The 21,805-nt window shown below is 61.1% G+C and carries 24 protein-coding genes; 8 read left to right on the plus strand and 16 right to left on the minus strand.

Annotation, left to right across the window (positions count from 1 at the left end):
• Positions 1-19: 19 nt before the first annotated feature.
• Both KYK83_RS14200 and pgsA read right to left on the minus strand, forming a co-directional pair.
• Positions 20-1,081, minus strand: a complete 1,062-nt coding sequence (locus KYK83_RS14200; protein ID WP_222828760.1) for a CNNM domain-containing protein — start codon at positions 1,079-1,081, stop codon at positions 20-22.
• Between the two features lie 156 nt (positions 1,082-1,237).
• A complete protein-coding gene (pgsA, locus tag KYK83_RS14205; RefSeq protein WP_103023527.1) occupies positions 1,238-1,831 on the minus strand; it encodes a CDP-diacylglycerol--glycerol-3-phosphate 3-phosphatidyltransferase in 594 nt (197 codons plus the stop codon).
• Between the two features lie 113 nt (positions 1,832-1,944).
• Between pgsA and KYK83_RS14210 the strand changes: the two genes are divergently transcribed.
• The gene (locus tag KYK83_RS14210; RefSeq protein ID WP_222828761.1) at positions 1,945-3,279 is read left to right on the plus strand and encodes an MFS transporter; all 1,335 of its coding nucleotides are present in this window, start codon (positions 1,945-1,947) and stop codon (positions 3,277-3,279) included.
• Here KYK83_RS14210 and KYK83_RS14215 read toward each other — a convergent pair.
• Positions 3,276-3,473 carry a hypothetical protein gene (locus KYK83_RS14215; protein WP_103023525.1) on the minus strand — a complete coding sequence of 66 codons (198 nt, stop codon included), beginning with the start codon at positions 3,471-3,473 and terminating at the stop codon, positions 3,276-3,278. The two genes, KYK83_RS14210 and KYK83_RS14215, sit on opposite strands and share 4 nt — an antisense overlap.
• 132 nt (positions 3,474-3,605) lie before the next feature.
• Here KYK83_RS14215 and KYK83_RS14220 point away from each other — a divergent pair, with 132 nt between their 5' ends.
• Positions 3,606-5,273: a thiamine pyrophosphate-binding protein gene (locus KYK83_RS14220; RefSeq protein WP_222828762.1), complete on the plus strand. Its 1,668-nt coding sequence runs from the start codon at positions 3,606-3,608 to the stop codon at positions 5,271-5,273.
• Between the two features lie 72 nt (positions 5,274-5,345).
• Here the strand turns inward: KYK83_RS14220 and KYK83_RS14225 are convergent, their stop codons facing one another.
• Positions 5,346-5,528, minus strand: a complete 183-nt coding sequence (locus KYK83_RS14225; RefSeq protein WP_222828763.1) for a CsbD family protein — start codon at positions 5,526-5,528, stop codon at positions 5,346-5,348.
• A 115-nt stretch (positions 5,529-5,643) separates the two neighbouring features.
• On the minus strand, positions 5,644-6,051 hold the full coding sequence (locus tag KYK83_RS14230) for an EVE domain-containing protein (RefSeq protein WP_103023522.1): 408 nt from the start codon (positions 6,049-6,051) through the stop codon (positions 5,644-5,646).
• A 152-nt stretch (positions 6,052-6,203) separates the two neighbouring features.
• On the opposite strand from KYK83_RS14230, the gene KYK83_RS14235 reads away from it, so the two are divergent.
• From KYK83_RS14235 to KYK83_RS14255, 5 genes are read left to right on the plus strand one after another with little or no spacing between them, the layout of a single operon-like run.
• On the plus strand, positions 6,204-7,895 hold the full coding sequence (locus tag KYK83_RS14235; protein WP_234003129.1) for a putative bifunctional diguanylate cyclase/phosphodiesterase: 1,692 nt from the start codon (positions 6,204-6,206) through the stop codon (positions 7,893-7,895).
• A 47-nt stretch (positions 7,896-7,942) separates the two neighbouring features.
• Entirely contained in the window at positions 7,943-8,752 is an 810-nt protein-coding gene (gene dapF, locus KYK83_RS14240; RefSeq protein ID WP_222828812.1) for a diaminopimelate epimerase, read from the plus strand.
• The gene (locus tag KYK83_RS14245; RefSeq protein ID WP_222828764.1) at positions 8,749-9,924 is read left to right on the plus strand and encodes a MiaB/RimO family radical SAM methylthiotransferase; all 1,176 of its coding nucleotides are present in this window, start codon (positions 8,749-8,751) and stop codon (positions 9,922-9,924) included. The genes dapF and KYK83_RS14245 overlap by 4 nt, the downstream gene beginning before the upstream one ends.
• Positions 9,921-10,847 carry a signal recognition particle-docking protein FtsY gene (gene ftsY / locus KYK83_RS14250; protein WP_222828765.1) on the plus strand — a complete coding sequence of 309 codons (927 nt, stop codon included), beginning with the start codon at positions 9,921-9,923 and terminating at the stop codon, positions 10,845-10,847. The genes KYK83_RS14245 and ftsY overlap by 4 nt, the downstream gene beginning before the upstream one ends.
• Positions 10,847-11,494 carry an inner membrane-spanning protein YciB gene (locus tag KYK83_RS14255; RefSeq protein ID WP_103023519.1) on the plus strand — a complete coding sequence of 216 codons (648 nt, stop codon included), beginning with the start codon at positions 10,847-10,849 and terminating at the stop codon, positions 11,492-11,494. The genes ftsY and KYK83_RS14255 overlap by 1 nt, the downstream gene beginning before the upstream one ends.
• Positions 11,495-11,527: 33 nt before the next feature.
• On the opposite strand, the gene KYK83_RS14260 is transcribed toward KYK83_RS14255, so the two are convergent.
• Complete coding sequence (locus KYK83_RS14260) at positions 11,528-12,370, minus strand: HAD family hydrolase (protein WP_248284483.1); 843 nt, start codon at positions 12,368-12,370, stop codon at positions 11,528-11,530.
• A 22-nt stretch (positions 12,371-12,392) separates the two neighbouring features.
• Positions 12,393-12,923, minus strand: coding sequence for an AAA family ATPase (locus tag KYK83_RS14265; protein WP_248284484.1), 531 nt, complete (start codon positions 12,921-12,923; stop codon positions 12,393-12,395).
• 132 nt (positions 12,924-13,055) lie between these two features.
• Between KYK83_RS14265 and KYK83_RS14270 the strand changes: the two genes are divergently transcribed.
• On the plus strand, positions 13,056-13,421 hold the full coding sequence (locus KYK83_RS14270) for a hypothetical protein (RefSeq protein WP_222828767.1): 366 nt from the start codon (positions 13,056-13,058) through the stop codon (positions 13,419-13,421).
• A 98-nt stretch (positions 13,422-13,519) separates the two neighbouring features.
• Here KYK83_RS14270 and KYK83_RS14275 read toward each other — a convergent pair whose 3' ends face one another.
• The 9 genes from KYK83_RS14275 to ccmC all read right to left on the minus strand — a co-directional run bounded on the left by KYK83_RS14275 (position 13,520) and on the right by ccmC (position 21,763).
• Positions 13,520-14,692 carry a GAF domain-containing sensor histidine kinase gene (locus KYK83_RS14275; RefSeq protein ID WP_222828768.1) on the minus strand — a complete coding sequence of 391 codons (1,173 nt, stop codon included), beginning with the start codon at positions 14,690-14,692 and terminating at the stop codon, positions 13,520-13,522.
• Between the two features lie 147 nt (positions 14,693-14,839).
• Positions 14,840-16,786, minus strand: coding sequence for a potassium transporter Kup (locus tag KYK83_RS14280; RefSeq protein WP_103023512.1), 1,947 nt, complete (start codon positions 16,784-16,786; stop codon positions 14,840-14,842).
• 105 nt (positions 16,787-16,891) lie between these two features.
• On the minus strand, positions 16,892-17,548 hold the full coding sequence (locus KYK83_RS14285; protein ID WP_222828769.1) for a tetratricopeptide repeat protein: 657 nt from the start codon (positions 17,546-17,548) through the stop codon (positions 16,892-16,894).
• Positions 17,545-17,961, minus strand: coding sequence for a cytochrome c-type biogenesis protein (locus KYK83_RS14290; RefSeq protein ID WP_103023510.1), 417 nt, complete (start codon positions 17,959-17,961; stop codon positions 17,545-17,547). The genes KYK83_RS14285 and KYK83_RS14290 overlap by 4 nt, the downstream gene beginning before the upstream one ends.
• Positions 17,958-18,485: a redoxin family protein gene (locus KYK83_RS14295; RefSeq protein ID WP_222828770.1), complete on the minus strand. Its 528-nt coding sequence runs from the start codon at positions 18,483-18,485 to the stop codon at positions 17,958-17,960. The genes KYK83_RS14290 and KYK83_RS14295 overlap by 4 nt, the downstream gene beginning before the upstream one ends.
• Positions 18,482-20,437: a heme lyase CcmF/NrfE family subunit gene (locus KYK83_RS14300; RefSeq protein WP_222828771.1), complete on the minus strand. Its 1,956-nt coding sequence runs from the start codon at positions 20,435-20,437 to the stop codon at positions 18,482-18,484. Before KYK83_RS14300 ends, KYK83_RS14295 begins: the two co-directional genes overlap by 4 nt.
• A complete protein-coding gene (ccmE, locus tag KYK83_RS14305) occupies positions 20,434-20,904 on the minus strand; it encodes a cytochrome c maturation protein CcmE (RefSeq protein ID WP_103023507.1) in 471 nt (156 codons plus the stop codon). The genes KYK83_RS14300 and ccmE overlap by 4 nt, the downstream gene beginning before the upstream one ends.
• Positions 20,901-21,041 carry a hypothetical protein gene (locus KYK83_RS14310; RefSeq protein ID WP_222828772.1) on the minus strand — a complete coding sequence of 47 codons (141 nt, stop codon included), beginning with the start codon at positions 21,039-21,041 and terminating at the stop codon, positions 20,901-20,903. Before KYK83_RS14310 ends, ccmE begins: the two co-directional genes overlap by 4 nt.
• Positions 21,041-21,763: a heme ABC transporter permease CcmC gene (ccmC, locus tag KYK83_RS14315; protein ID WP_196845889.1), complete on the minus strand. Its 723-nt coding sequence runs from the start codon at positions 21,761-21,763 to the stop codon at positions 21,041-21,043. The genes KYK83_RS14310 and ccmC overlap by 1 nt, the downstream gene beginning before the upstream one ends.
• Positions 21,764-21,805 lie beyond the last annotated feature (42 nt).

The raw sequence follows: 21,805 nt of genomic DNA on the forward strand, positions 1-21,805 counted from the left end.
GCGAGCCAGACCTCGAGCGTTAGTCTGGCGTCAACCCATCGGGCATTGCGCGTTCCGTGTTGCGGCGGCGCGCCAACTCGCGGGCGTACTCCTGCAGATCCGGTTTTTCGTCGAGCTCGTCGACAATCTCGAAGCCGAAAATGGTTTCGAGCACATCCTCCAGTGTTACCAAGCCTACGAAAGTGCCATATTCGTCGAGCACGGCCAGAATATGGTTGTGATCGGTGACCATGCGATGAAACAGCTTGTTCACCGGCACTTCGTCGAGGACACCTGGCAGCGACCTGATGATACCGTCGATATCGCACTGCGCTTCGCCTTTCGCGAGGCACACAAGCAGATCGCTTTTCAACACGAAGCCGCTCGGCTTGTCGCTCTCCCCATCGAGAACCGGAATGCGGCTGTAGGGCGAGGCGCTGACCTTTTCCGCCCATTTGCCAAGATCATCCGACTTGCTCAGACTGAAAACGACCGTGCGCGGCGTCATGATATCCGAAGTCTTGACCGCGTTGAGCTGGATAAGATTTTTCATAAACCGCACTTCGACCTTATCGATCTGGCCGGAAGCTTGCCCCAGACTGGCGATAGCCAGCAGTTCGTCACGGTGCTGAGGCGGATCCGCGGGCTTGCCGGATGTTATCAGTCGCGTGATCTGCCGTGACGCCCACACCAGTGGCGCGAGCGCAGTGATCAGCACGGGCAGCAGGGAAGCTGTGAACGGTGCCAGGCTGGTCGCATAACGCGCACCAATGGTTTTGGGGATGATCTCTGTCACCACCAGAACCGCCACGGTCAGGACACCGGCGAAAACAGCTTCCCGTCCCGCTCCGTAGAGCGCGGCATACTGCGCGCCCGCCCCCGCTGCCCCCATAGTGTGCGCCACGGTGTTTAACGTCAGGATCGCAGCAAGCGGGCGCTCGACGTCGTCTTTCAGCCCTTTCATTTTCGCGGCCCACTTCGCGCCGCGTTCTTCCGCGGAGCGAACGCTGGACGGAGTTATCGTCAGCAGCGATGACTCCAGTAATGAACAGAAGAACGATACGATCAGCGCGAGCGAAACGTAGAAAATCAGTAGGGCCATGAAAGCAGGCGTCTTGGCGCCGTCTCCGAAATTTGCAGTTCGTCTGTTACCTAGAGAGCCTGCGGAGTTACGCCAGCATTCTTGCGGCGCGATGGCAAAGAAATTTGCCCGCAGAGGTGACTGCGTCCGTCAGTTCCGTCCCCCGCTCCGGGAGCTTCAGTCCATGTGCTTCAGGCCAACCCGCAGATAGTCCCAGCCCGTTATGACCGTCAGCACCGCTGCCCCCCATAGCGTCACCAGCCCAACGGTGTGCGGAATGTTCGCATCGACTGCGCCGATCATCATCGTCCAGCGGGGCAACCCTTCCCCGAGTATCAGAGCTCCGAGCGAGACCATTTGGAACGTCGTCTTCCATTTCGCCAGTTTACTCACCGGAACGGATACCTGCAGAGGTCCCAGAAACTCGCGCAGGCCCGATACCGCAATCTCGCGCATGAGGATGATAAGTCCCGCGACGACATGCATGTCGCCAACATAGGGCCCGTTCAGAACACCCTGCGCCGCCAGGACCAATATGACGGCAGCGACCATGATCTTGTCGGCAATCGGGTCGAGAAAGATACCCAGCTTCGATACCGTCCCGCTGGTCCGCGCGAGATAGCCGTCGAAATAGTCGGTAATCCCCATGAGGCAGTACAGCGCGAAGGCGATCAGATAGCCCATCTCCCATCCCGGCCACCACAGGAACCAAGCAAGCAGCGGAATGGCCATGATTCGTGACAGGGTGAGGATGTTCGGCAGATTGAGCATTACCACTCCGCTCTAGCGGCAATCGGTGCATCGCAAAAGCCGCCGAATGGCCTTGTCCGCTGGCGCGATAGGACTACACAGCAGTGCAAGAATGGGTTTCTACCCGGGGGGTCATGTTTACAGCCACGCATTTGCTGCGCCGCCGACGGTTTCTGCCGCTCTTCGTCACGCAGTTGTTCAACGCATTCAACGACAATCTCTACAAGACCACTATGGTCCTGTTCGTCGTCTATGCGGTTTATAACGACGAAACGACCGAATCCAGCTTCAGCAGTCTGGCTTCCGCCTTGTTCATCCTCCCGTTTTTCATTCTCTCCGCGCTCGCCGGACAACTGGCCGACATGCGCGACAAGGCAAAGATCATCCGCACGGTAAAGATGTGCGAGATCGGGCTCATGATGATCGGGGCCGCAGGCCTGTACATGGCATGGCGCGGGATAATGGTTCACACGGTGGCGATCCCGCTGCTCCTGCTCGCGCTATTCCTGACCGGCGTGCAGTCCACTTTCCTTGGCCCCATCAAATATGCAATCCTGCCGCAGCATCTGAAGAAGGACGAAGTACTAGCCGGGACCGGACTGGTCGAGGCTGGTACTTACATCGCCATCCTGATGGGTACGATCCTGGCAGGTCCCCTGGCGGTCGACTATACCGGGTGGGCCGCGATGGGGATCATCGTAGTCTCGTGTATCGGTTACATGATCAGCCGCCAGATCCCCCCCGCACCGCCTCTTGGCGAAATCGAAAAGCTCGACTGGCATGTCCTTCGCGCATCGGTGAAGCTGGTGCGGGACACGATGCACAATGCGGAAGTCTATTACGCGATCCTTGCCATAAGCTTCTTCTGGACGATCGGCGCCGTGCTGTTCATCCAGTTTCCGCCACTGGCAAAGAACACGATCATGGCCAGTCCGGAAGTAGCCAGTCTCTTCCTTGTGGTATTTTCGATTGGCGTCGCAATAGGGTCAGTGGCGGTGAACGCGCTGCTCAAAGGCAAAGTATCGGCGCGCTATTCTCCAGCGTCGGTCATAGTGATGGGCATCTTCGTGGTCGCCTTTTACGTTGTCGCCAAACTGTGGGAAGCGGACCAGCCGGCGGACTTGCTGGACGTGGGCGAGTTCATCGCGTGGCCCATGGCGTCTTTGCTTATGCTGTGCCTGCTCGGCATTTCAGTGGCAGGCGGCATGTTCGTAGTCCCGCTATACGCCTTTCTGACCACGCGTGTATCACCGGACAAGGCATCGCGGACCATTGCGGCGAACAATATCGTGAATTCGGGTGCTATGGTGGGCGGATCGCTTCTGGCCATGGCACTGAGCGCTGTCGGTGTCCCGATCACAGAACAGATTCTTCTGTGCGCCGCCATGTGCCTGTTCTCCGCGTGGCTCGCCAAGAGACTGATCGCGGCCGAGAACGAAGCGGCGGAAATCGCCGCCGGCGCAATTTAGACGATAAACGCGAGCACGGCTGCGACCGTCGCGAAATAGGTCGTTGCCACCCCGCGCACATCGTCTGCTGTCAGCCGCCAATCGATTGGCGTGTTCGCCGGAATATCGGCAAATGCGGCACGGCGCTGCGGGAGGCTGGCTCTGAACCAGTGCCGCGATCCTTCGCTCGTCAATACAAGTGCGCGTCTCATCATGCGGGATTAATGCTTTTTTAACCATTTGGTCTCCGGTCAGATAAGCGCCGTCCCCCGTTGAAACGGTTTGCCGGAAATTAACCATGTTTGGCGCGATTGCGCGCGCAACCTACGCGGGCTAACCGCAGTGACATGAAAGCACCTAACACTCCGCAAGCCGCCCAGCTTCTTGTCGATTGCCTGATCGAACAGGGCTGCGACCGGGTCTTCACGGTTCCCGGCGAAAGCTTCCTGCAGGTTCTCGACGGGCTGGGCCAACAAAGCACCATCGACGTCGTAACGTGTCGGCAGGAAGGCGGGGTTTCTTTCATGGCCTGCGCCGACGGGGCGATGACGGGCCGCCCGGGTGTCGCCTTTGTGACCCGCGGTCCCGGCGCGACCAATGCCAGCATCGGCGTTCACGTGGCCATGCAGGATTCCCAGCCGATGATCCTGTTCGTCGGCGATGTGGATAGCGAGATGCGCGACCGCGAAGGGTTTCAGGAAGTCGATTTCGCGGCCTTCTTCGGCCCGATCGCCAAATGGGCTGCGCGGATCGATTCGGCGGATCGCATTCCGGAATATGTCGCGCGCGCCTATGCCATGGCGGTTTCGGGTCGGCCTGGCCCCGTCGTCCTTGCTCTTCCCGAAGACATGCTGGGCCGGGATACGTCCGCAAAGCCGCGCCCGCGGGTGGAACGCTCGGCGCAGGCCCCCTGCCCCGATGCCATGCAGGCGATGATCGCAATGATCGCGGATGCCGCCTCGCCCATTGCGATCATTGGTGGAGCCGGCTGGAACACCAAGGCTCGCGAACATTTCCAGATCTTCGCAGAGCGTTTGGGCATTCCCGTTGCAACGGCTTTCCGTCGGCAGGATGCAATCTCAAGTTCAAGTAAGGTTTATGCCGGAAACCTCGGCTACGGCCCCAGTCCGAAGCTTGTCGAACGCGTCAGGAACGCCGATCTGATACTCGCGATCGGTGCGCGGCTCGGGGAAGCGACGACGGATGGCTATACCGTACCCCCGCTGATCGATGGCGATCGCAAGCTGGTTCATGTCCACCCGGATGCGAACGAGCTTAACAGCGTTTATCCAGCCGATCTGGCAATCTGCGCCTCGATGGACGAGTTTGCCGAGAGCGCGGCACTCTGGGATGATGGTGAGGCTATCGATTTCGATGCCGGAATGCAGGCCCACGCCGAATGGGAGGAATGGGCTACGGCGCATCCCAACGGCCATACGTTGGATATGGGTCAGGCCGTGCAATTCATGCGCGACACCCTCCCCGCAGATACGATCATTTGTAACGGTGCCGGCAATTTCTCGGGCTGGTGGCACCGTTACTGGCGCTACGGGGGGTTCCCTACACAGCTCGCTCCCACCTGCGGCGCCATGGGTTACGGCGTTCCGGCCGCAGTCGCTGCTGCCTTGCGGTTTCCTCAGCGAACGGTTGTCGCGGTGGCTGGTGACGGCGATTTTCTGATGAACGGGCAGGAGCTTGCGACCGCAGTACAGCATGATGCGAACATGATCGTGATCGTGGTGGACAATTCCGCGTACGGCACCATCCGGATGCATCAGGAACGCGAATTCCCTGGCGAAGACCGGATCAGCGCCACGCGCTTGGTCAATCCGGATTTTGCCGCCTTGGCGGCTGCCTATGGCAGCTGGTCGGCCAAGGCAGCGACGACGGATGAATTCAAGGATGCACTTGCTGCGGCACATGGACGGAATGGTCTCCGCCTTATTCACTGCACCATCGACATCGAGCAGCTTGCCGCCAGCGGAGCAAGCGTCAGCGCTCTTCGCAATCGCTGACCAAAAAGAAAAGGCCACCGCCCCGGTTGGGGAGGTGGCCTTCCTCGCTGTTATCTCAGCGTAACGCTATCGTCAGACATCGTCGCCCAAAGCGCCCTTGACCTTGCCCTTGACCTGCTGGGCTTCGCCCTTGCGTTCCTGGGTCTTGCCATCGACAACCATACTCTCGTTGTCGGTCGCTTTGCCAACGGCCTGCTTTACATTGCCGGCTGCTTCGTTTGCGCTACCTTTGATTTTGTCTGTAAGTTCACCCATGATACGTCTCCTTTTCGATCGCGCGGATAATCGCGCGGCTACAGGGACATAACGATCTGCTAGCGAATTACGTTCCTCGCCCTCGCGACCAAGCGAACCGGGGTTGCGACGAAGATCAGATGCCAGCCATCGAACAGATTATCGACCACTCGTCGGCCTTGATTTCCGCCACCGATAGCCGCGAATATTTCACGAGCTCGCAATCGGCCAGTTTCGGCTCGGCCTTCACCTGCTTCAGGGTCACCGGGCATGGCAATTTGCTCTTGGGCTTCACCTTTACCGCAGCCCACTTTCCTTCTGGATCGGTCGGGTCGGTGATTCCGGCCACGCTGACTTCACATATGCCGACAATCTCCAGCCCTTCGCGCGAGTGGTAGAAGAACGCTTGATCCCCCACCTCCATCGCGGCGAGATTGTTCTTGGCCCGGTGGTTGCGCACCCCGTCCCATGTACCTTCGCCCTCGCTAACAAGATCGTCCCAGCTATATTTGAAGGGTTCGGATTTCATCAGCCAGTAGCGCATCGCGGGTATTCTCCATTTTTTCGCCTTGGCGCCGCGGTTAGCGATCCATGCACAGTATTGCCACCCGCCTTCCCGTCGTGCCCGGCAATTAACCGGTTCTTAGGTGCAATGAGTATATTTGGGGAAACGTAACCGGACGCCAGGGGGTGGCATTGGTCGTCGAGACCTCATCTGAAATCGATCGTCGACCTGGCTCTGCCCGGCAGAAGACTGGCGTCGGTGAACGCGATTTCGTCTCTCTTGGCATCGCTCTTGCCGCCGTTATCCTCTTCGTGGGCACGGCAGGCGTCGTTCTGCCCGCGCTGTTCAAGGCGTGGAATGGCGAAGCAGCATCTCCGGATGTGGCCCTCACCAACGCCTTGTTGCTCAATGTGGCGCTCATCCTTCTGGGATGGCAGCGCTACAAATCGCTTTCTGCCGAACTCAAGGCACGCCGGAAATCCGAAGAAGAGGCACGAAGGCTCGCCGACATCGATCATCTCACCGGCTGCTTCAATCGCCGCAGCTTTACGACACTGCTCGGCGATCGGCTGACGCATCTGGAAAGGCGCGAACATGCACTTGCCGCAATCGCCCTCGACCTCGACAACTTCAAGCAGGTCAACGACCTGTATGGACACCAGGCGGGCGACGAGGTTCTGCGCAATACGGCCGATCGGATCGATCGCCTGCTACCGGACGGGGCGATCCTCGCGCGGCTCGGTGGGGATGAGTTCGTATGCGTCGTGCCCTATCACCCTGAGGTCCCCGATCGGGTCGATCAGCTAACCGCCCGGATGGCCGAACAGGTTGCGCGCCCGGTGAAGTGCGGAACAGCAACGATCGATATCACCATTTCGATCGGTATCGCATCCAGCCGGCAACTGGACGATATGCGCAATGGCACCACCTCTGCTCAAAGCCTGATGCACAAGGCGGATATCGCCATGTACCACGCCAAGAAGCAGGGAAAGAACCGCTTCTACTGGTTCGAACCGTCAATGGAAAATGAACTCCGTTTCCGCAACGAACTGGAGGCCGGCATCCGCCGCGGCATCGTGAACGGCGAATTTCGTCCCTATTACGAACAGCAGATCGATCTCGAAACCGGAAGAATTGTCGGCTTCGAAATGCTTGCACGTTGGGAATCGCCCGAGATGGGCCTGGTTGGGCCAGACATTTTCATTCCGATTGCCGAAGACATCGCGGTCATCGGCGAGATGAGCGAGAAACTTATTGCGCAGGCTTTCCAGGACGCGCTCGCATGGGACGCAAGCCTGACCCTGTCGGTGAACATATCGCCCGTCCAGATGCGGGATCCCTGGTTTGCGCAGAAACTGCTCAAGCTACTTGTGCAGCATAATTTCCCCGCCAATCGCCTAGTCATCGAAATCACCGAAAGTTGCCTACTGGAAAATGTCGGCATGGTGCGTTCGATGATCACCTCTCTGCGCAATCAGGGCGTCCATATCAGTCTCGATGATTTCGGAACCGGCTATTCCAGTCTGGCCCAGCTACGCAGCCTCCCGTTCGACAATCTCAAGATCGACCGTGCATTCATTGCCGAACTCAAGAACGAGGAAAATGGCGCCAAGCTGGTCGATGCCATTCTAGCCATGAGCGATGGGCTCAAACTCCCGGTGACGGCCGAAGGCATCGAGAACGAGATCATTCTCGAAACGCTGAAGCGGATGGGGAAAATGAAGGGCCAGGGGTACCACTATGGGCGACCTGAACCGGCTGCCGACGTTCTCCGCCGGCTGGAGGAGCAGGATCTCCTCGCCAAGGATCTGCCAGCCAATGTGACGGAGGTTGATTTCGGCAAGCGTCAGCCCGGGCGCGAAGGCGGCACTCGCGCCGTCTGACGCATGCACTGGACGCTGCGGCGCCAAATGCATAGATGCGCCGCACGATGCGCGTCGATTTCACCAAAATGCATGGACTGGGCAATGACTTTGTCGTGCTTGATGCTCGCGCAAAGGACTTGCCGCAAATCGATGGCAGCATCGCGCGCGCACTCGCCGACCGTCGCACCGGGATCGGGTGCGATCAACTGATCCTTCTGCAGCCAAGCAGTGCTGCCGATTTCCGCATGCGGATCTTCAATCAGGATGGCAGCGAGGTCGGAGCCTGTGGCAACGCCAGCCGCGCCGTTGCCCTCCTCCATGGCGCGCCAGCAGATGTTGAAACGGCAGGTGGCACAATCCGCATCGAACCGGCGGCAGGCGGCGCCAGTGTCGATATGGGTGAACCCCGTTTCGAATGGGACGCGATCCCGCTTGCCTATGGCATGGACACGGCTGCGATGCCGGTCGGCTGGGATGGCCTCGACCAGCCCGGCGCGGTCAATGTCGGCAACCCGCACGTAGTATTTTTCGTCGAGGACTGCGGTGCCGTGCCGCTCGATGTGCTGGGTCCGGAAATCGAGAATGATCCGCTCTTTCCCGAGCGTGTAAACGTCAATGTCGCGACCATTGAAAACCGCGGCCACATCCGCCTGCGCGTCTGGGAACGCGGCGCCGGACTTACACAGGCTTGCGGTACTGGTGCCTGCGCAACCGCCGTCCACGCCATGCGTCGCGGGCTGGTCGAACGCGAGGTCACCGTGACCCTGCCCGGCGGCGATCTCACCATTGCCTGGGGCGAAGACAACCGCATCCGCATGACCGGTCCCGCCACGGAAGCTTATCGCGGAAGCTTCGAATGGGATGATTTCACGTGAGCGAAGCGCAGGTCATTTCACTCGGATGCCGTCTCAACATTTCCGAAAGCGAGCAGATCCGCGCCATGCTGGCCGGGGAGCAGGACCTGGTGGTCGTCAACAGCTGCGCAGTGACCAGCGAGGCGGTACGCCAGACACGGCAGGCGATCCGCCGCGCGCGTCGCGCCAATCCCGATGCCCGCCTGCTGGTTACCGGTTGCGCTGCCGATATCGAGCGTGTTCAGCTTTCCGCCATGCCCGAGGTCGACGGGCTTGTTGCCAATACGGCCAAGCTTGATGCACGCGCCTGGAACGTCCCGGCCGATGCAGCCCCGGCCCCGCAGGATCGCACCCGCGCCTTTATCGCAGTACAGAACGGCTGCGACCACGCCTGCACCTTCTGCGTCATTCCGCAGGGACGCGGGCCCAGCCGCTCGCTGACGATCACCGAGGTTCTGGCCGAGGTGGAACGGCATCTCGACCACGGCGCGCCCGAAGTCGTGCTGACCGGCGTGGACGTCACGTCATGGGGCCACGACCTGCCCGATACGCCGCCTCTCGGCCAACTGGTGGGCGCAGTGCTGGATCGCTTTCCGACCCTTCAGCGGCTGCGGATGTCGTCGCTCGACGGGGTGGAAATCGATCCGCAGCTGTTCGAACTGTTCGCCCATGAACAGCGTCTCATGCCGCATCTTCACCTCTCGCTGCAGCACGGTCACGATCTGATCCTAAAGCGCATGAAGCGCCGGCACTTGCGCCGCGATGCGATGGACCTCGTCACGCGGCTCAAGGGCCTCCGCCCAGATTGCGCCATCGGCGCGGATCTGATTGCCGGTTTCCCCACCGAAACCGAAGACCATCACGCGGCCAACCTGTCGATCATCCGGGAACTCGGCATCGTGCATGGCCACATCTTTCCCTATTCGCCCCGCCCCGGCACGCCTGCCGCCCGCATGCCGCAGGTCGAGCGTCAAACGGTCAAGCGCCGTGCCGCCGAATTGCGTGCCTTGGCCAGCTCTACGCGCGACGTATGGCTTGCATCGCTCGTCGAAAATCCGCACGCCGTCCTCGCCGAACGCGACGGGACCGGCTACACGCCGCATTTCGCCCGGGTATCCGTACCCGAAGGCACACCCGCCGGCAGCGTGATCACCGTATCGCCGACACGTTTCGAGAATGGCCTTCTGCAATGAGTGACAAGCAAAGCTGGACCGACCGGCTGTTCGGGGGCTTCCGCAAGACCTCCGAAAAACTGACGAGCAACCTGACCGAGGTGGTGGGCACTGCGCGGCTGGACGATGCCACGCTGGACGATGTCGAGGATGCACTGATCCTCTCCGACCTCGGCCCGTCGGCAGCCGCGCGTATTCGCGAAAAGCTGCGCGAAAAGCGCTTCGGCCTCGAAATTACGGAGCGGGAGCTGAAGGAAGCGGTGGCAGAGGAAATCGCCGCTATCCTGCGCCCCGTCGCCATACCGCTCGAAATCACCGCCTTTCCCCGCCCGCAGGTACTGCTGATAATCGGCGTGAACGGCAGCGGCAAGACGACGACCATCGCCAAGCTCGCACACCTCTTCCAGGAAGACGATTACGCCGTGATGCTGGCGGCGGGCGACACCTTCCGCGCGGCGGCCATCGGTCAGCTGCAGACCTGGGCGGAGCGGGTCGGCGTGCCGCTCGTGCGCGGACCGGAGGGCGGCGACCCGGCCTCGATCGTGTTCGATGCGGTAAAGAAGGCGACCGAGATCGGCACCGACGTGCTGATCGTCGATACGGCGGGCCGCCTCCAGAACAAGCGCGAACTGATGGACGAACTCGCCAAGATCAGGAAAGTCCTCGGCCGCCTCAATCCCGAAGCGCCGCATGACGTCGTACTGGTGCTCGATGCCACCAACGGCCAGAACGCCCTGTCCCAGATCGACGTGTTCAAGGAGGTTGCAGGCGTCACCGGCCTCGTCATGACCAAGCTCGACGGCACGGCGCGCGGCGGCGTGCTGGTGCAGGCGGCCGAACAATACGGCTTGCCCATCCACGCGATCGGTGTCGGCGAAAAGATCGACGATCTGCGCCCCTTCGATCCCGATCTTGTGGCGCGCGTGATCGCAGGAGTGGCCTGATGAACGAACAAGCTAAACCCAAGCCCAAATCCGGCTGGCTCAACATCCTCGTCGATTACGGCCCGCTGCTGGTGTTCCTCGGCGTCTACAAGTTTTACCAGCCCCCCGAGACATCGACCTTCGGCGAGATCGCGGCAGTGATCTACGGCACGATCGCCTTCATGGTCGCAGCCGTCGTGGCGCTGGTCTTCAGCAAGCTGAAATTCGGCCATGTCAGCCCGATGCTGATCCTCTCTACGACACTGATAGTGGGCTTCGGTGGGCTGACCATCTGGCTGCAGGATGAAAAGTTCATCCAGATCAAGCCAACCGCCATCTATCTCCTGTTTGGCGCCCTGCTGATCGGCGGGTGGCTCCGCGGCAAGGCACTGTTGCAGATCCTGCTGGAAGCGGCCTTCGAAGGTGTCGACCACCAGGGCTGGCTCAAGCTGTCGCGCAACTGGGGCTTCTTCTTCGTTTTCATGGCCGTCCTGAACGAGGTGCTGCGCATGCAGCTCACCTTCGAAAGCTGGCTCTGGGCGAAGCTGTGGGTGTTCATGCCGCTCAGCTTCATCTTCACCTTTACCCAGATCCCGATGCTGCTGAAACACGGGCTGGCGCTGGAAGACAGGGACGAAGTGGTAAAGGACGAACCGCCAACCGCCTGAGGACGGAAGGACGATCCGTCTTTGACGCGGCGGTCAGAGCATTCCCAGAATCTCGGCGTGGCTGGAAACCACCGTTGCAGCTCCGCTGGCTTTCAAACGCTCGGCCAGTCCGGAATCCGCATGCCCCCCGCCGACAAACCCGATAGCCGTCATGTTCGCTGCTCGCGCTGCCAGCACCCCATTCACGCTGTCCTCTATGACAATGCACCGCTCAGGCTGCACATCGATCTGGCTCGCGGCGTAAAGAAAAAGGTCGGGTGCTGGCTTTCCTCGCTGAACGTGATCGGCTGAATAGATGTGTGGGGCGAACAAACGCTCGAGCTTGGTAAGTTCCAGTTTTTGAACGAGCTTATCGATTGAAGCCGAAGAACCGACGGCCACGCGCCCGCCAAATGCAGCCACCAGTTTTTCCACGCCGTCGAGCGGCTTCAGTTCGGCCTCGATCCTAGGCCAGATGCGTTCATCCAACTGCGAACCAAAGTCCTGCGGAAATTCACCCCCGACGTGCTCGTTGAAATCCGCCGCAAGTTGCGCATGGAAATCCGAATTCGCCAGGCCAACGAACCGGGAAACATAAGTAGCGTAATCATACGTGAGCCCGAGTTCGGCAAGATACTCCTGCTCGACAGCGATGTTGATCACCTCCGAATTGACCAGCACACCGTCGCTATCAAAAATCAGGGCATCGCAATCTGTAAAGAGCATCCGGAAGCCTAACCCCATCACCGTCCTGAACCAATAGCCGCCTGCGTAGCGGGAATGACGCGTAAAGGTCGAGGTGTTTGTGTGCCCGGCGAGCTGTTTGGATACAGTCGCGATGATGACGACATGGTGTAACCGGCCACCTTCCCGTCTGGTGTCCATCCAGAGAACCAACGTCAGCGCATTCTCGGCGCGATCAGCGAAGCGTTCGAAGAACGAAATCGGCTCGTTCTTCGACGCTCACCTTTGGCAGGATGACTGTTTCATAATCCAATTCGCGGTAGGTCTTCAGCAGGCGATCGTACTCGGCGCTCGCCTCCGCTAGACTGTGGCGACGCTCGCCATCTGTCTCGAAGATTTCGGGCCAAGGAGGCGCCAGAAATACGCGTTTATGATAGCGCCGATACGCTGTCAGCAACCCGGCGGCAGCTCGTCCCGTCGCATGTTGCAGCGCGACCGCTGCGTCCACGAGACCGCGGTCGAAAAAGACCCAGCCGGCCTCCTCTGGCACATCGTGCCTGTCGTTACCTGCTAGGCTCAACGCCCGATTGGCGAAGGCCTTCAGATCGACCCAGGGGAGCGCGCTCCCGTCGCCTCGCAGCTCTTCCTCGACGATGCGGCGACCCGGTTCGGGCACGATCGCAAAGCCCCTGCGCCCTAGTTCTGCCAGAAGCGTCGATTTCCCGCCGCTTGAGCAACCGGACAGCACGACGTGGCAAGAGTTCATGGGACCTTCCTCTTCGTCTTGGATCATTCGATGGACATCCCGTCGACCCCGGATGGTGGTCAACTCGTCTCGGGATAAATTGGACGTTCATCATGGCCGGGTCTATCGTGCCTGCTGCAGAACAGGATTTTCATGGCAGTGAGACGCACCGGTCTTGGCATACTCAGTGTAACGGTTCTTTTCTCCAGCGCCGTGCCGGCGTTTGGCCAATATGCGCCGACTGATCCGATACCTATGGGCAATGCTGTAACCAGCGTCATGGCCAACAAGATCTCGGGCGACATCGCAGATGGTAACTCGTCAGCCGCTTCCATTTCCCCCCGCTGTTTCGCCGATTCCGGGCCAGGGCCCGAGCGGCGCGCCATGGAAACGGAATACAAAAACCGCTTACGGACAAATGGCAGGGCTGCCGCAGATGCCTGGCGCGCCGAACATGGTCACAGCTACCGGGCGAAGCTGGTAGCGGATGGGAAGTGTCCGGCGAGCGTACTTCCGTAAAACGGGGCCCCAGTCAGCCGCACGGCTCAGGAGCGATCCGTGGCCAACGATTTTACAAACTGACGGAACTGGCTTGCTGACGTTTGCGCCAAGCCATCTCACACAGGCGGAAGTTCGAAGGTAAACGTGGTTTTGCCATTCGCTGATACGGCACTCAGCGTGCCGTCATGCGCGGCAGCAATCTGGGCAGAGATATAAAGACCAAGCCCGAGACCCTGGAGGCTCGAGCGCACCTCGCCACGTGAGAATGGCTGAAATAGCTGCTCCATCGCGTCGGGGGGAATGGTGTCTCCCATATTCACAGTTCGAAATACGAGGTTCTCGCCATCTCTGACAAGGGCGATCCTGACGGGTTCGTTCGGATCGCCGTGCATCAGGGCATTCCCGATCAGGTTGGAGAAAACCTGACCAAGGCGATCATGGTCGCCATCCACCTCCAGGTCGGTCCATTCGGACTTATGGATAATGCGATCCGGATGACTGGCTGCCAACTCGGAAATCACCTGATCGAGCGTTTCCGCGATATTTTTTCGCGACCGCGTCAGCGTCAAGCCGCCACCCAGCCTGCCGCGCGCAAAATCCATGACATTATCGATCAGCCCCGCCATGCGCGCCACGCTTCCCTCGATCAGGCCGACAAGGGATTTCCCGTTCTCGCTCAATGGCTCCTTGCCAATCAGCCGCATCCCGCTGGCGATGCTGGCCAATGGATTGCGCAGATCGTGACCGAGAACCGCGATGAACTGTTCCCGCAATGCCGACGTTTCCTGTTCGTCCAGCAGCGCCTTGTTGGTCTGCTCTACGGCGTGACCGGCCTCGATATGATAGGCGATCATCTCGGCAAACAGGTTGAACATGCCCAGCGTTTTGGGTTCGCTGACCTTCGCAGGTTTTGGCGAGATTGCGCAAAGCGTGCCGAAGAAGCTGCCGTCCGAAAGTAGGATCGGGACGGAAATATAGCTCTTCAACCCATAAATCTGTGGCGTCTTGTGGTTATGATATGTGGGATCGTTGTCGACGTCATCGATGGCCACAGGGTCCCGATGGTCCCGGATTTCGTTGCAGATCGTCGTTTCCACCTGAAGCTCTCCGCCAGGCTCCAGTCCGAAGGCAATCTCGTCCCGAACCCCGCAGGCGATCCAGCGATCTTCGGTCACCCGCGCGACCGCGGCAAAACCCATCCCGGTCGACTGGCAGACCACCTCGAGGATGGAAGGTACGACGCTGATAGCGCCGACCACTTCGACATCGCGGGAAAAATCCGAATTCATCACACTGTGATAGAGAACGCTGTAGTCCGTGTCACTCTCCGGTGACGCAGGCCCTCTTCAGACGAAATTGCGACGCGGCCATCATTGCTAACTACGCCGCCACACCCGGAGCGCACAACCCGACATGTCCGGGCCGCCTGCCCAGGCCTAAATCTCGACCTGGCTGCCAAGCTCCACCACGCGGTTGGTGGGCAAGCGGAAGAAATCCATGGCGGTCGCGGCGTTGCGCAGCATCCAGGAGAAGATCTTCTCGCGCCATATGGGCATGCCCGGCTTGTCGCTCGCCAGCAGCGTCTGCCGGCTGAGGAAGAAGCTGGTGTGCATCATGTCGAATGCGCCGCCGCAGCGGGACATTTCTTTCAGTCCCAACGGCACATTGGTTTCTTCCATGAAACCGTAATGCAGGATCGCGCGGTAGAACCCGTCGCCCAGATCGTGGATTTCGCAGCGCTTGTTCGCATCGACATAAGGCGCATCGGCGATCAGCACGGTCAGGATGACGACCCGCTCGTGCAGCACCTTGTTATGCTTGATGTTGTGCAGCAGCGCGCTGGGAACACCGGCGGTCTGGCTGGCCATGAAAATGGCTGTGCCGGGCACGCGGGTGGCGGAATTCTTCGCGCTCTTGGCGAAAATCTCGATCGGCAGTGCGGTCTCGCTCATCCGGTCCCGCATCAGCTTGCGGCCGCGTGACCAGGTGGTCAGCAGGGTGAAGGCGACGAGCCCCACTACCAGCGGGAACCAGCCACCGTCGGGCACCTTGGCGAGGTTGGCGGCAAAATAGGCGCCATCAACGATCAGGAAGAACAGCACCACTGGCAGCGCAAGGAACCATTTCCACTTCCAGACGCCCACGAACAGCACGCCCATCAGCAGCGTATCGATGGTGACTGCACCGGTCACCGCGATGCCATAGGCGCTGGCGAGGCTGGACGAATTCTGGAACGTCAGGACGAGGATGATCACAGCCACCATCAGCGCCCAGTTAACGACCGGGATGTAGATCTGGCCCGCTTCGGTTTCGCTGGTGTGGCGAATGGACAGGCGGGGCATGAAGCCCAGTTGCATTGCCTGATGCGTGATACTGAACGCACCGGAAATCACGGCCTGGCTGGCGATGAAGGTCGCCAGGGTGGCAAGGATCACCAGCGGCAGGCGGAATTCCTCGGCAGCCAGCAGGAAGAACGGGTTGCGCACGACTTCGGCGGCCTGTTCGGCCGGCAGGCTCACGATCATGGCGCCCTGCCCGAAATAGTTGAGCAGCAGGCACGGCATGACGAAGCCGAACCAGGACAGGCGCATCGGCCCGCGTCCGAAGTGGCCCATGTCGGAATAAAGCGCTTCCGAACCGGTCACGGCGAGCACCACGGCGCCCAGCGCAAAGAATGCGACCGCACCGTCGGTCAGGAAGAACTGCACCGCGTACCACGGGTTGAGCGCCCACAGGATGCCGGGATGCTGGATGATCTGGTTGAGGCCGAGGCCGGCGATCGTTACGAAATAGACGATCATCACCGGCGCGAAGAGCGCGCCGACTTTGGCCGTGCCCCTGCTCTGCAGGAAGAACAGGAAGATCAGCAGCACCAGTGCTATGGGAATGACCAGCGGATCCAGTCCGGGATTGACCACCGTCAGGCCTTCGACCGCCGAAAGCACCGAGATGGCCGGGGTGATCATGCTGTCGCCATAGAACAGCGATGTCGCAAACACGCCCAGCAGCACGACCAGCCAGCCATAGCTCGATCGGCCCATGTGGCGGCTCAGCAGTGCGACGAGCGCCAGGCTACCGCCCTGCCCCTTGTTGTCCGCGCGCATCAGGATGGTGACATATTGCAATGCGACCACGATCAGCATCGACCAGAAGATCAGGCTGACCACGCCCAGCACGTGCAGGCGATCGATCGCGATGCTGGCAGCGCCCGCGAAGGTTTCACGAAAGGCGTAAAGCGGGCTGGTACCGATGTCGCCGAAGACGACGCCGATGGCGCCCACGGCCAGCGCCGTGCGCGATCCGCTATGGCCATGGCCGCCATGCGAATCCGCAGGCGGCACGCCTTCGTTCAGCGGTGGCGGCGCGGGAACGGGATCATTCATGCTGGATTGGGTTTCCGACAACTTCGTGTCACTCGGCCTGTATGGCGAAGTCGCCGCGATTAGCAGCATGTATTCGCACCCGCAACAAGGGACGCAACACGCTGTTTATTCTTCGGTTTCTACAGAGCCGTCCCGCTCGGTCACGCCGAGAATCGCCTCAAGCCGCTCGAGTCGCGCCGCCAGTGGCCCCCGCCACTCGGCATCTGCGGGTGCGCTTTCCAGCAATTCGCGCCATAGGGTCAGCGTATTGGCGGGTTCGCCGGCGCGCAGGAAGGCGAGGCCCAGGAAATAGGTCGGCGCCGGATTTTCCGGGCTGACTGTCTCTGCTTGCGAATAGGCGTAAAGGGCCGCGGCGGTCAGCCTGCCCCCGGCATGCTCCACCAGTGCATTGCCAAGAGCCAGCCATGCTTCGCCATCCTTCGGGTTCTCGGCAACCGCATTGCGCAGGAAATTCGCGGCCTGATCGTGCTGGCCGCGGCGGGTAAAGGCATCGGCCGTGACCACGAAGCGCGACGGAAGCCGTCCCTCGGGATAGAATTCGCGGCGCGCCTCGACCATCAGTTCGCCGGATTGCGCCGCATCGTCGCGCACCGGCGATGCCGGGGCTGACGGCTGGCCAGGATTTCCCTGTGCCGCATAGCCCGCCAGCCCGAACAGCAGCGCCGAGCCGAAGAGCGTCCATAGCGTGCGTGGCAGCTTGAGTACGAACACGGCCAGCGCAAAGACCAGCGCCGTCAGGATCAGGATCGGCAACCAACTCATGCACGGCCCCGCATGCGGCGGATCAGGATGCCCCCTGCCAGCAGTATCAACAGTACGGGAATGGCAAACAACGGCCATGTCGTGGCGCTGACCGCCGGTTTGTAGCTGACGTAGTCGCCATAGCGCTGCATGAGCCAGCCGCGCACCTCTTCCGGGCTTTCGCCGGCTGCAATGCGGATGCGGACCTGGTGACGCATGTCGCCCGCCATCGGCGCATCGCTATCGGCGATGGACTGGGACTGGCACTTGAGGCAGCGCAGAGTTTCCATCAGGTCCTGCGCTGCGGCCTCCTGCTGCGGATCGTCGAGCTGGCGATAGGCATAGGGCGCCGGCGGTAGGGAATCCTGCGCTGCCGCGGGACCGAACATGCCGAACAGTAAAACGGTGTTCAGCAGCAAAATCATACGTCTCATTGACGTGCCTCCGCCAACCTTTGGAGCAGAACCGGCACATCGCTCTCGCGGATATCGCCGATATGCTGATAGCGGATCACGCCCTTGCCATCGATCACGAAGGTCTCGGGAACCCCCGAAGATCCGATCGCCAGCTGCACCTCGGACAGGTCGTCCCGCCCGATACGCACGTACGGATTGCCATGCTGCGCCAGGAAACGCGCCACGTCCTCAGGCCGGTCGCGAATGGCAACACCCACGATTTCAGCACCTTGCTCCTTCAGCGCTTCGAGATGCGGCGCTTCGGCGATGCAGGGCAGGCACCAGCTCGCCCAGATATTGAGCAGGCGCGGCTGGCCGTCAGCGAAATCGACATTGGCGACGCCCTCTGCCCCCTCCATCGCGGGCGGCAGGTCGAAATAGGGAAGCTCCTGTCCGACCATCCGGCTTTCGACGAAATCGTCCCGCGGCTGCGTCAACTGATACGCCGCCAAACCGATAAACAGCGCAAAGGCGAACAGGGGAACCCACAGCCGCCAGTTCATGCCAGTGCCTCCCGGTCGGCCCGGCGCTCGGCGATGCGGACGGCAAGGCGGCGGTTGCGGATATCGGTTATGACACGCCCGATCAGCGCGAGCACACCGCCCAGTCCCACCAGCAGTCCGCCATACCAGATCAGCGGCACGAAAGGCTTCCACCACAGGCGCAACTGCCAACGGCCATCAGGGGTACGATCGCCGACCACTGCATAAAGCTGGCCATTCCAGCGCGTCAGCAACGCGCTTTCGGTGGTCTGCTGCGGCGGCGCCCAGAAATTGCGCGCTTGCGGTGTCAGTACGCTGGCTTTGCCACCATCGTAACGCGCCGCAATCCGGGCCTGCATGGCCGTCCAGTTCGGCCCGGCTATGGGCTCGACCCCTTGTAACTCGATGCTCCACGGTCCCACGCTTGTGCGACCACCTTCCTCGAGCGCGGCCAGGCGTTCCTGTGTGAACGCGCTTTCGCTCGACATGCCGAGCAGTGCAACGGCGATCCCGAAATGCGCGACCACCATGCCCCACGTCGCGAGCGGAGTACGCGACAGCTTGCGGCGGCGCAGTGGCAACAGGCTCGCCACAGCGAGACCGAGACCCAATGCCAAGCCCAGCAACGGAAGAATGCCAATGTCGGCGAGAACGCTAGCGAGGATCAGTGCGGCCAGCACCAGAGCACCGAACAGCGCGACTTCCTTGCCGATCCGGTCCAGACGGTCCTGCCGCCAGCGCAGCAATGGCCCCACACCCATGACAATCAGCATGGGAATGGCGAAGATCGCCCCCACGGGGTTGAAGTAAGGCGGCCCCACGGACACGCGCACGTCGAAAGCTTCGGTCAACAGCGGATAGAGGGTACCAAGCAGTACGATCGCCAGAATGGCGCTCAGCATCACGTTATTGAAGACCAGCGCCCCTTCGCGGCTGGCAATCCGGAAGCGCTCGCCCTCGCTGATGGTATTGGCGCGCAGGGCGAACAACAGCAGCGCGCCGCCGATGAATATGCCGAGCAGGACAAGGATAAAGGTCCCGCGTTCCGGGTCGACGGCAAAGGCGTGCACGCTGGTCAGAATACCCGAACGCACAAGAAATGTGCCGACCATGCTCATTGAAAAGGCGACGACGCCGAGCATGATTGTCCACGTCCGCAGCGCATCGCGGCTGGCCAAGACGCTGGCGGAATGGAGAAGCGCTGTCGCTGCAAGCCAGGGCATGAGGGAGGCATTTTCGACCGGGTCCCAGAACCACCAGCCGCCCCAGCCCAGTTCGTAATAGGCCCAGTAACTCCCTGCCGTGATCCCGACAGTCAGCCATACCCACGCACCCAGCACCCAGGGCCGCATGGCGCGGGCAAACTCCGGCGTGACCTGCCGTGTCAGTAATGCGCCCACGGCGAAACTGAAGGCAACGGACAGGCCGACGTAACCGAGGTAGAGCGTAGGCGGATGGAACGCGAGGCCGATGTCCTGCAGCAACGGATTGAGGCCCATCCCCTCCGCAGCCGGCGTCGGCAGGCGTTCGAAAGGGTTCGAGCTCAGGAGCAGGAAGGCGTAGAAGCCCAGGGATACGACACCTTGGGCGGCGAGCGTTGCATTCATCGTGCGCTCGGGCAGGCGGCGTTCCACCAGCGCGATAAGGGCGCCGGCAAAACCCATCACCATGACCCACAAGAGCATCGAGCCCTCGTGATTACCCCACGTGCCCGACAGCTTGAAGATAAGCGGCTTCATCGAATGCGAATTCGACACCACCAGTTTGACCGACAGGTCGGTAATCGCGAAGAGCCACACCAGCATGGCAAAGGAGAATGCGACCAGCACGCCCTGAGTGATAGCCGCGGGCCGGATCAGCTTGGCGAGTTCGCTGGTGCCATTGTCGCGCACCGCCAGAAAGCCTGCCACCATCTGCGTCGCGGCAAGCGCGGCGGCGAGCCACAGCGCGGCAAGACCCAGTTCGGCAATCATTCCAGGCCGACCGTCGTTTCCTCGGCCATCTTGGCGGCCTGATGCTCGGTCATTTCCTGCAATTCGCGGGGCACGTAGTTTTCGTCATGCTTAGCGAGAAGATTGTCCGCAATGAAGGTGCCATCCGGGCCAAGCCGGCCTTCCGCCACTACGCCGGATCCTTCCACGAACAGGTCCGGTGCGATTCCGCTGAAGCGTACGGGCACACGCGCATCGTCCTTGCCGGTCACTGCGAAGGTCAGCGTCACGCCGTCCGCCGCGGTTTGCAGAGAACCCTGTTCTACCATGCCCCCGAGGCGGACTGCCTGTCCCGGTGCGGGCGGATTCTCCAGCATCTGTTCCGGCAGGTAGAAATAGCTGGCCTGATTGCGCAGCGCATAGGCAGCCAGCAGGCCCGCCCCCACAAGCGCCACCAGCGCGAGCACCACCAGCACGAGCCGCTGATGCTTTGGCTTGAATGCACTCATTTGCGTCTGCTTTCCTCGCGGCGTTTTTCAGCACGTTTCATGTCGATCCAGGCCCACACCACCATGGCGAGTGTGCCCAGAATGCCGACTGCATAGGCAGCCACGACGAAATCCCACTGATCCAACGCTTCGCGCATCAAACTGCCTCCATCGCCCTGCGACGCAGGCGGGCTTCGGCCTGAACATCGGCCAGCAGCGCCCGCATCCGGGCCAGCACGACGCCCGCGAAGAGCAGCGAGAAACCGAATACCGCAATGAGCAGCGGCACCAGGAATTCAGCATCGATCGCGCTTTGGCCCATGGTGATGCTGGGCGGCTGGTGGAGCGAATTCCACCACACCACGCTGCGGTTGATGATCGGAATGTTGATTGCACCGAGCAAACCGAAGATCGCCGGAATTCGCGCGGAAACGCCTTCGCGCTCGGCCGCCTGTGCCAGCGCGATATAAGCGACATAGAGGAAGGCCAGCACCAGCATGCTGGTGAGCCTGCCGTCCCACACCCACCATGTTCCCCACGTGGGCCGCCCCCAGATCGAACCGGTGATGAGGCAAATGAGGGTAAAGACGAGCCCCGGCACTGCCGCGGCACGCGCGGCGAGCGCCGCCAGAGGATGCCGCCAGACGAGGAAAACCAGACTGGACAGGGCGATTGCCGTCCATCCGCCCATACCCAGCCATGCCGCCGGTACGTGAAGGAAGAGAATGCGAACAGTTTCGCCCATCAGCCGATCGGGCGATACCTGGGTAAGTCCCCACCACAAAGCTCCCGCACTCACCAGCAGTCCACCGATCAGGAAGATCGGCGTCAGCAAGCTGGCAAGCGACAGAAAGCGTTTGGGATTGGCGAAGCCGTGCATCGAATTTTACCGTCCGGCACCGCTTTGACAGCGCGGCCCCTC

Source organism: Qipengyuania pacifica (genome assembly GCF_019857205.1).
Lineage (GTDB): Bacteria > Pseudomonadota > Alphaproteobacteria > Sphingomonadales > Sphingomonadaceae > Qipengyuania > Qipengyuania pacifica.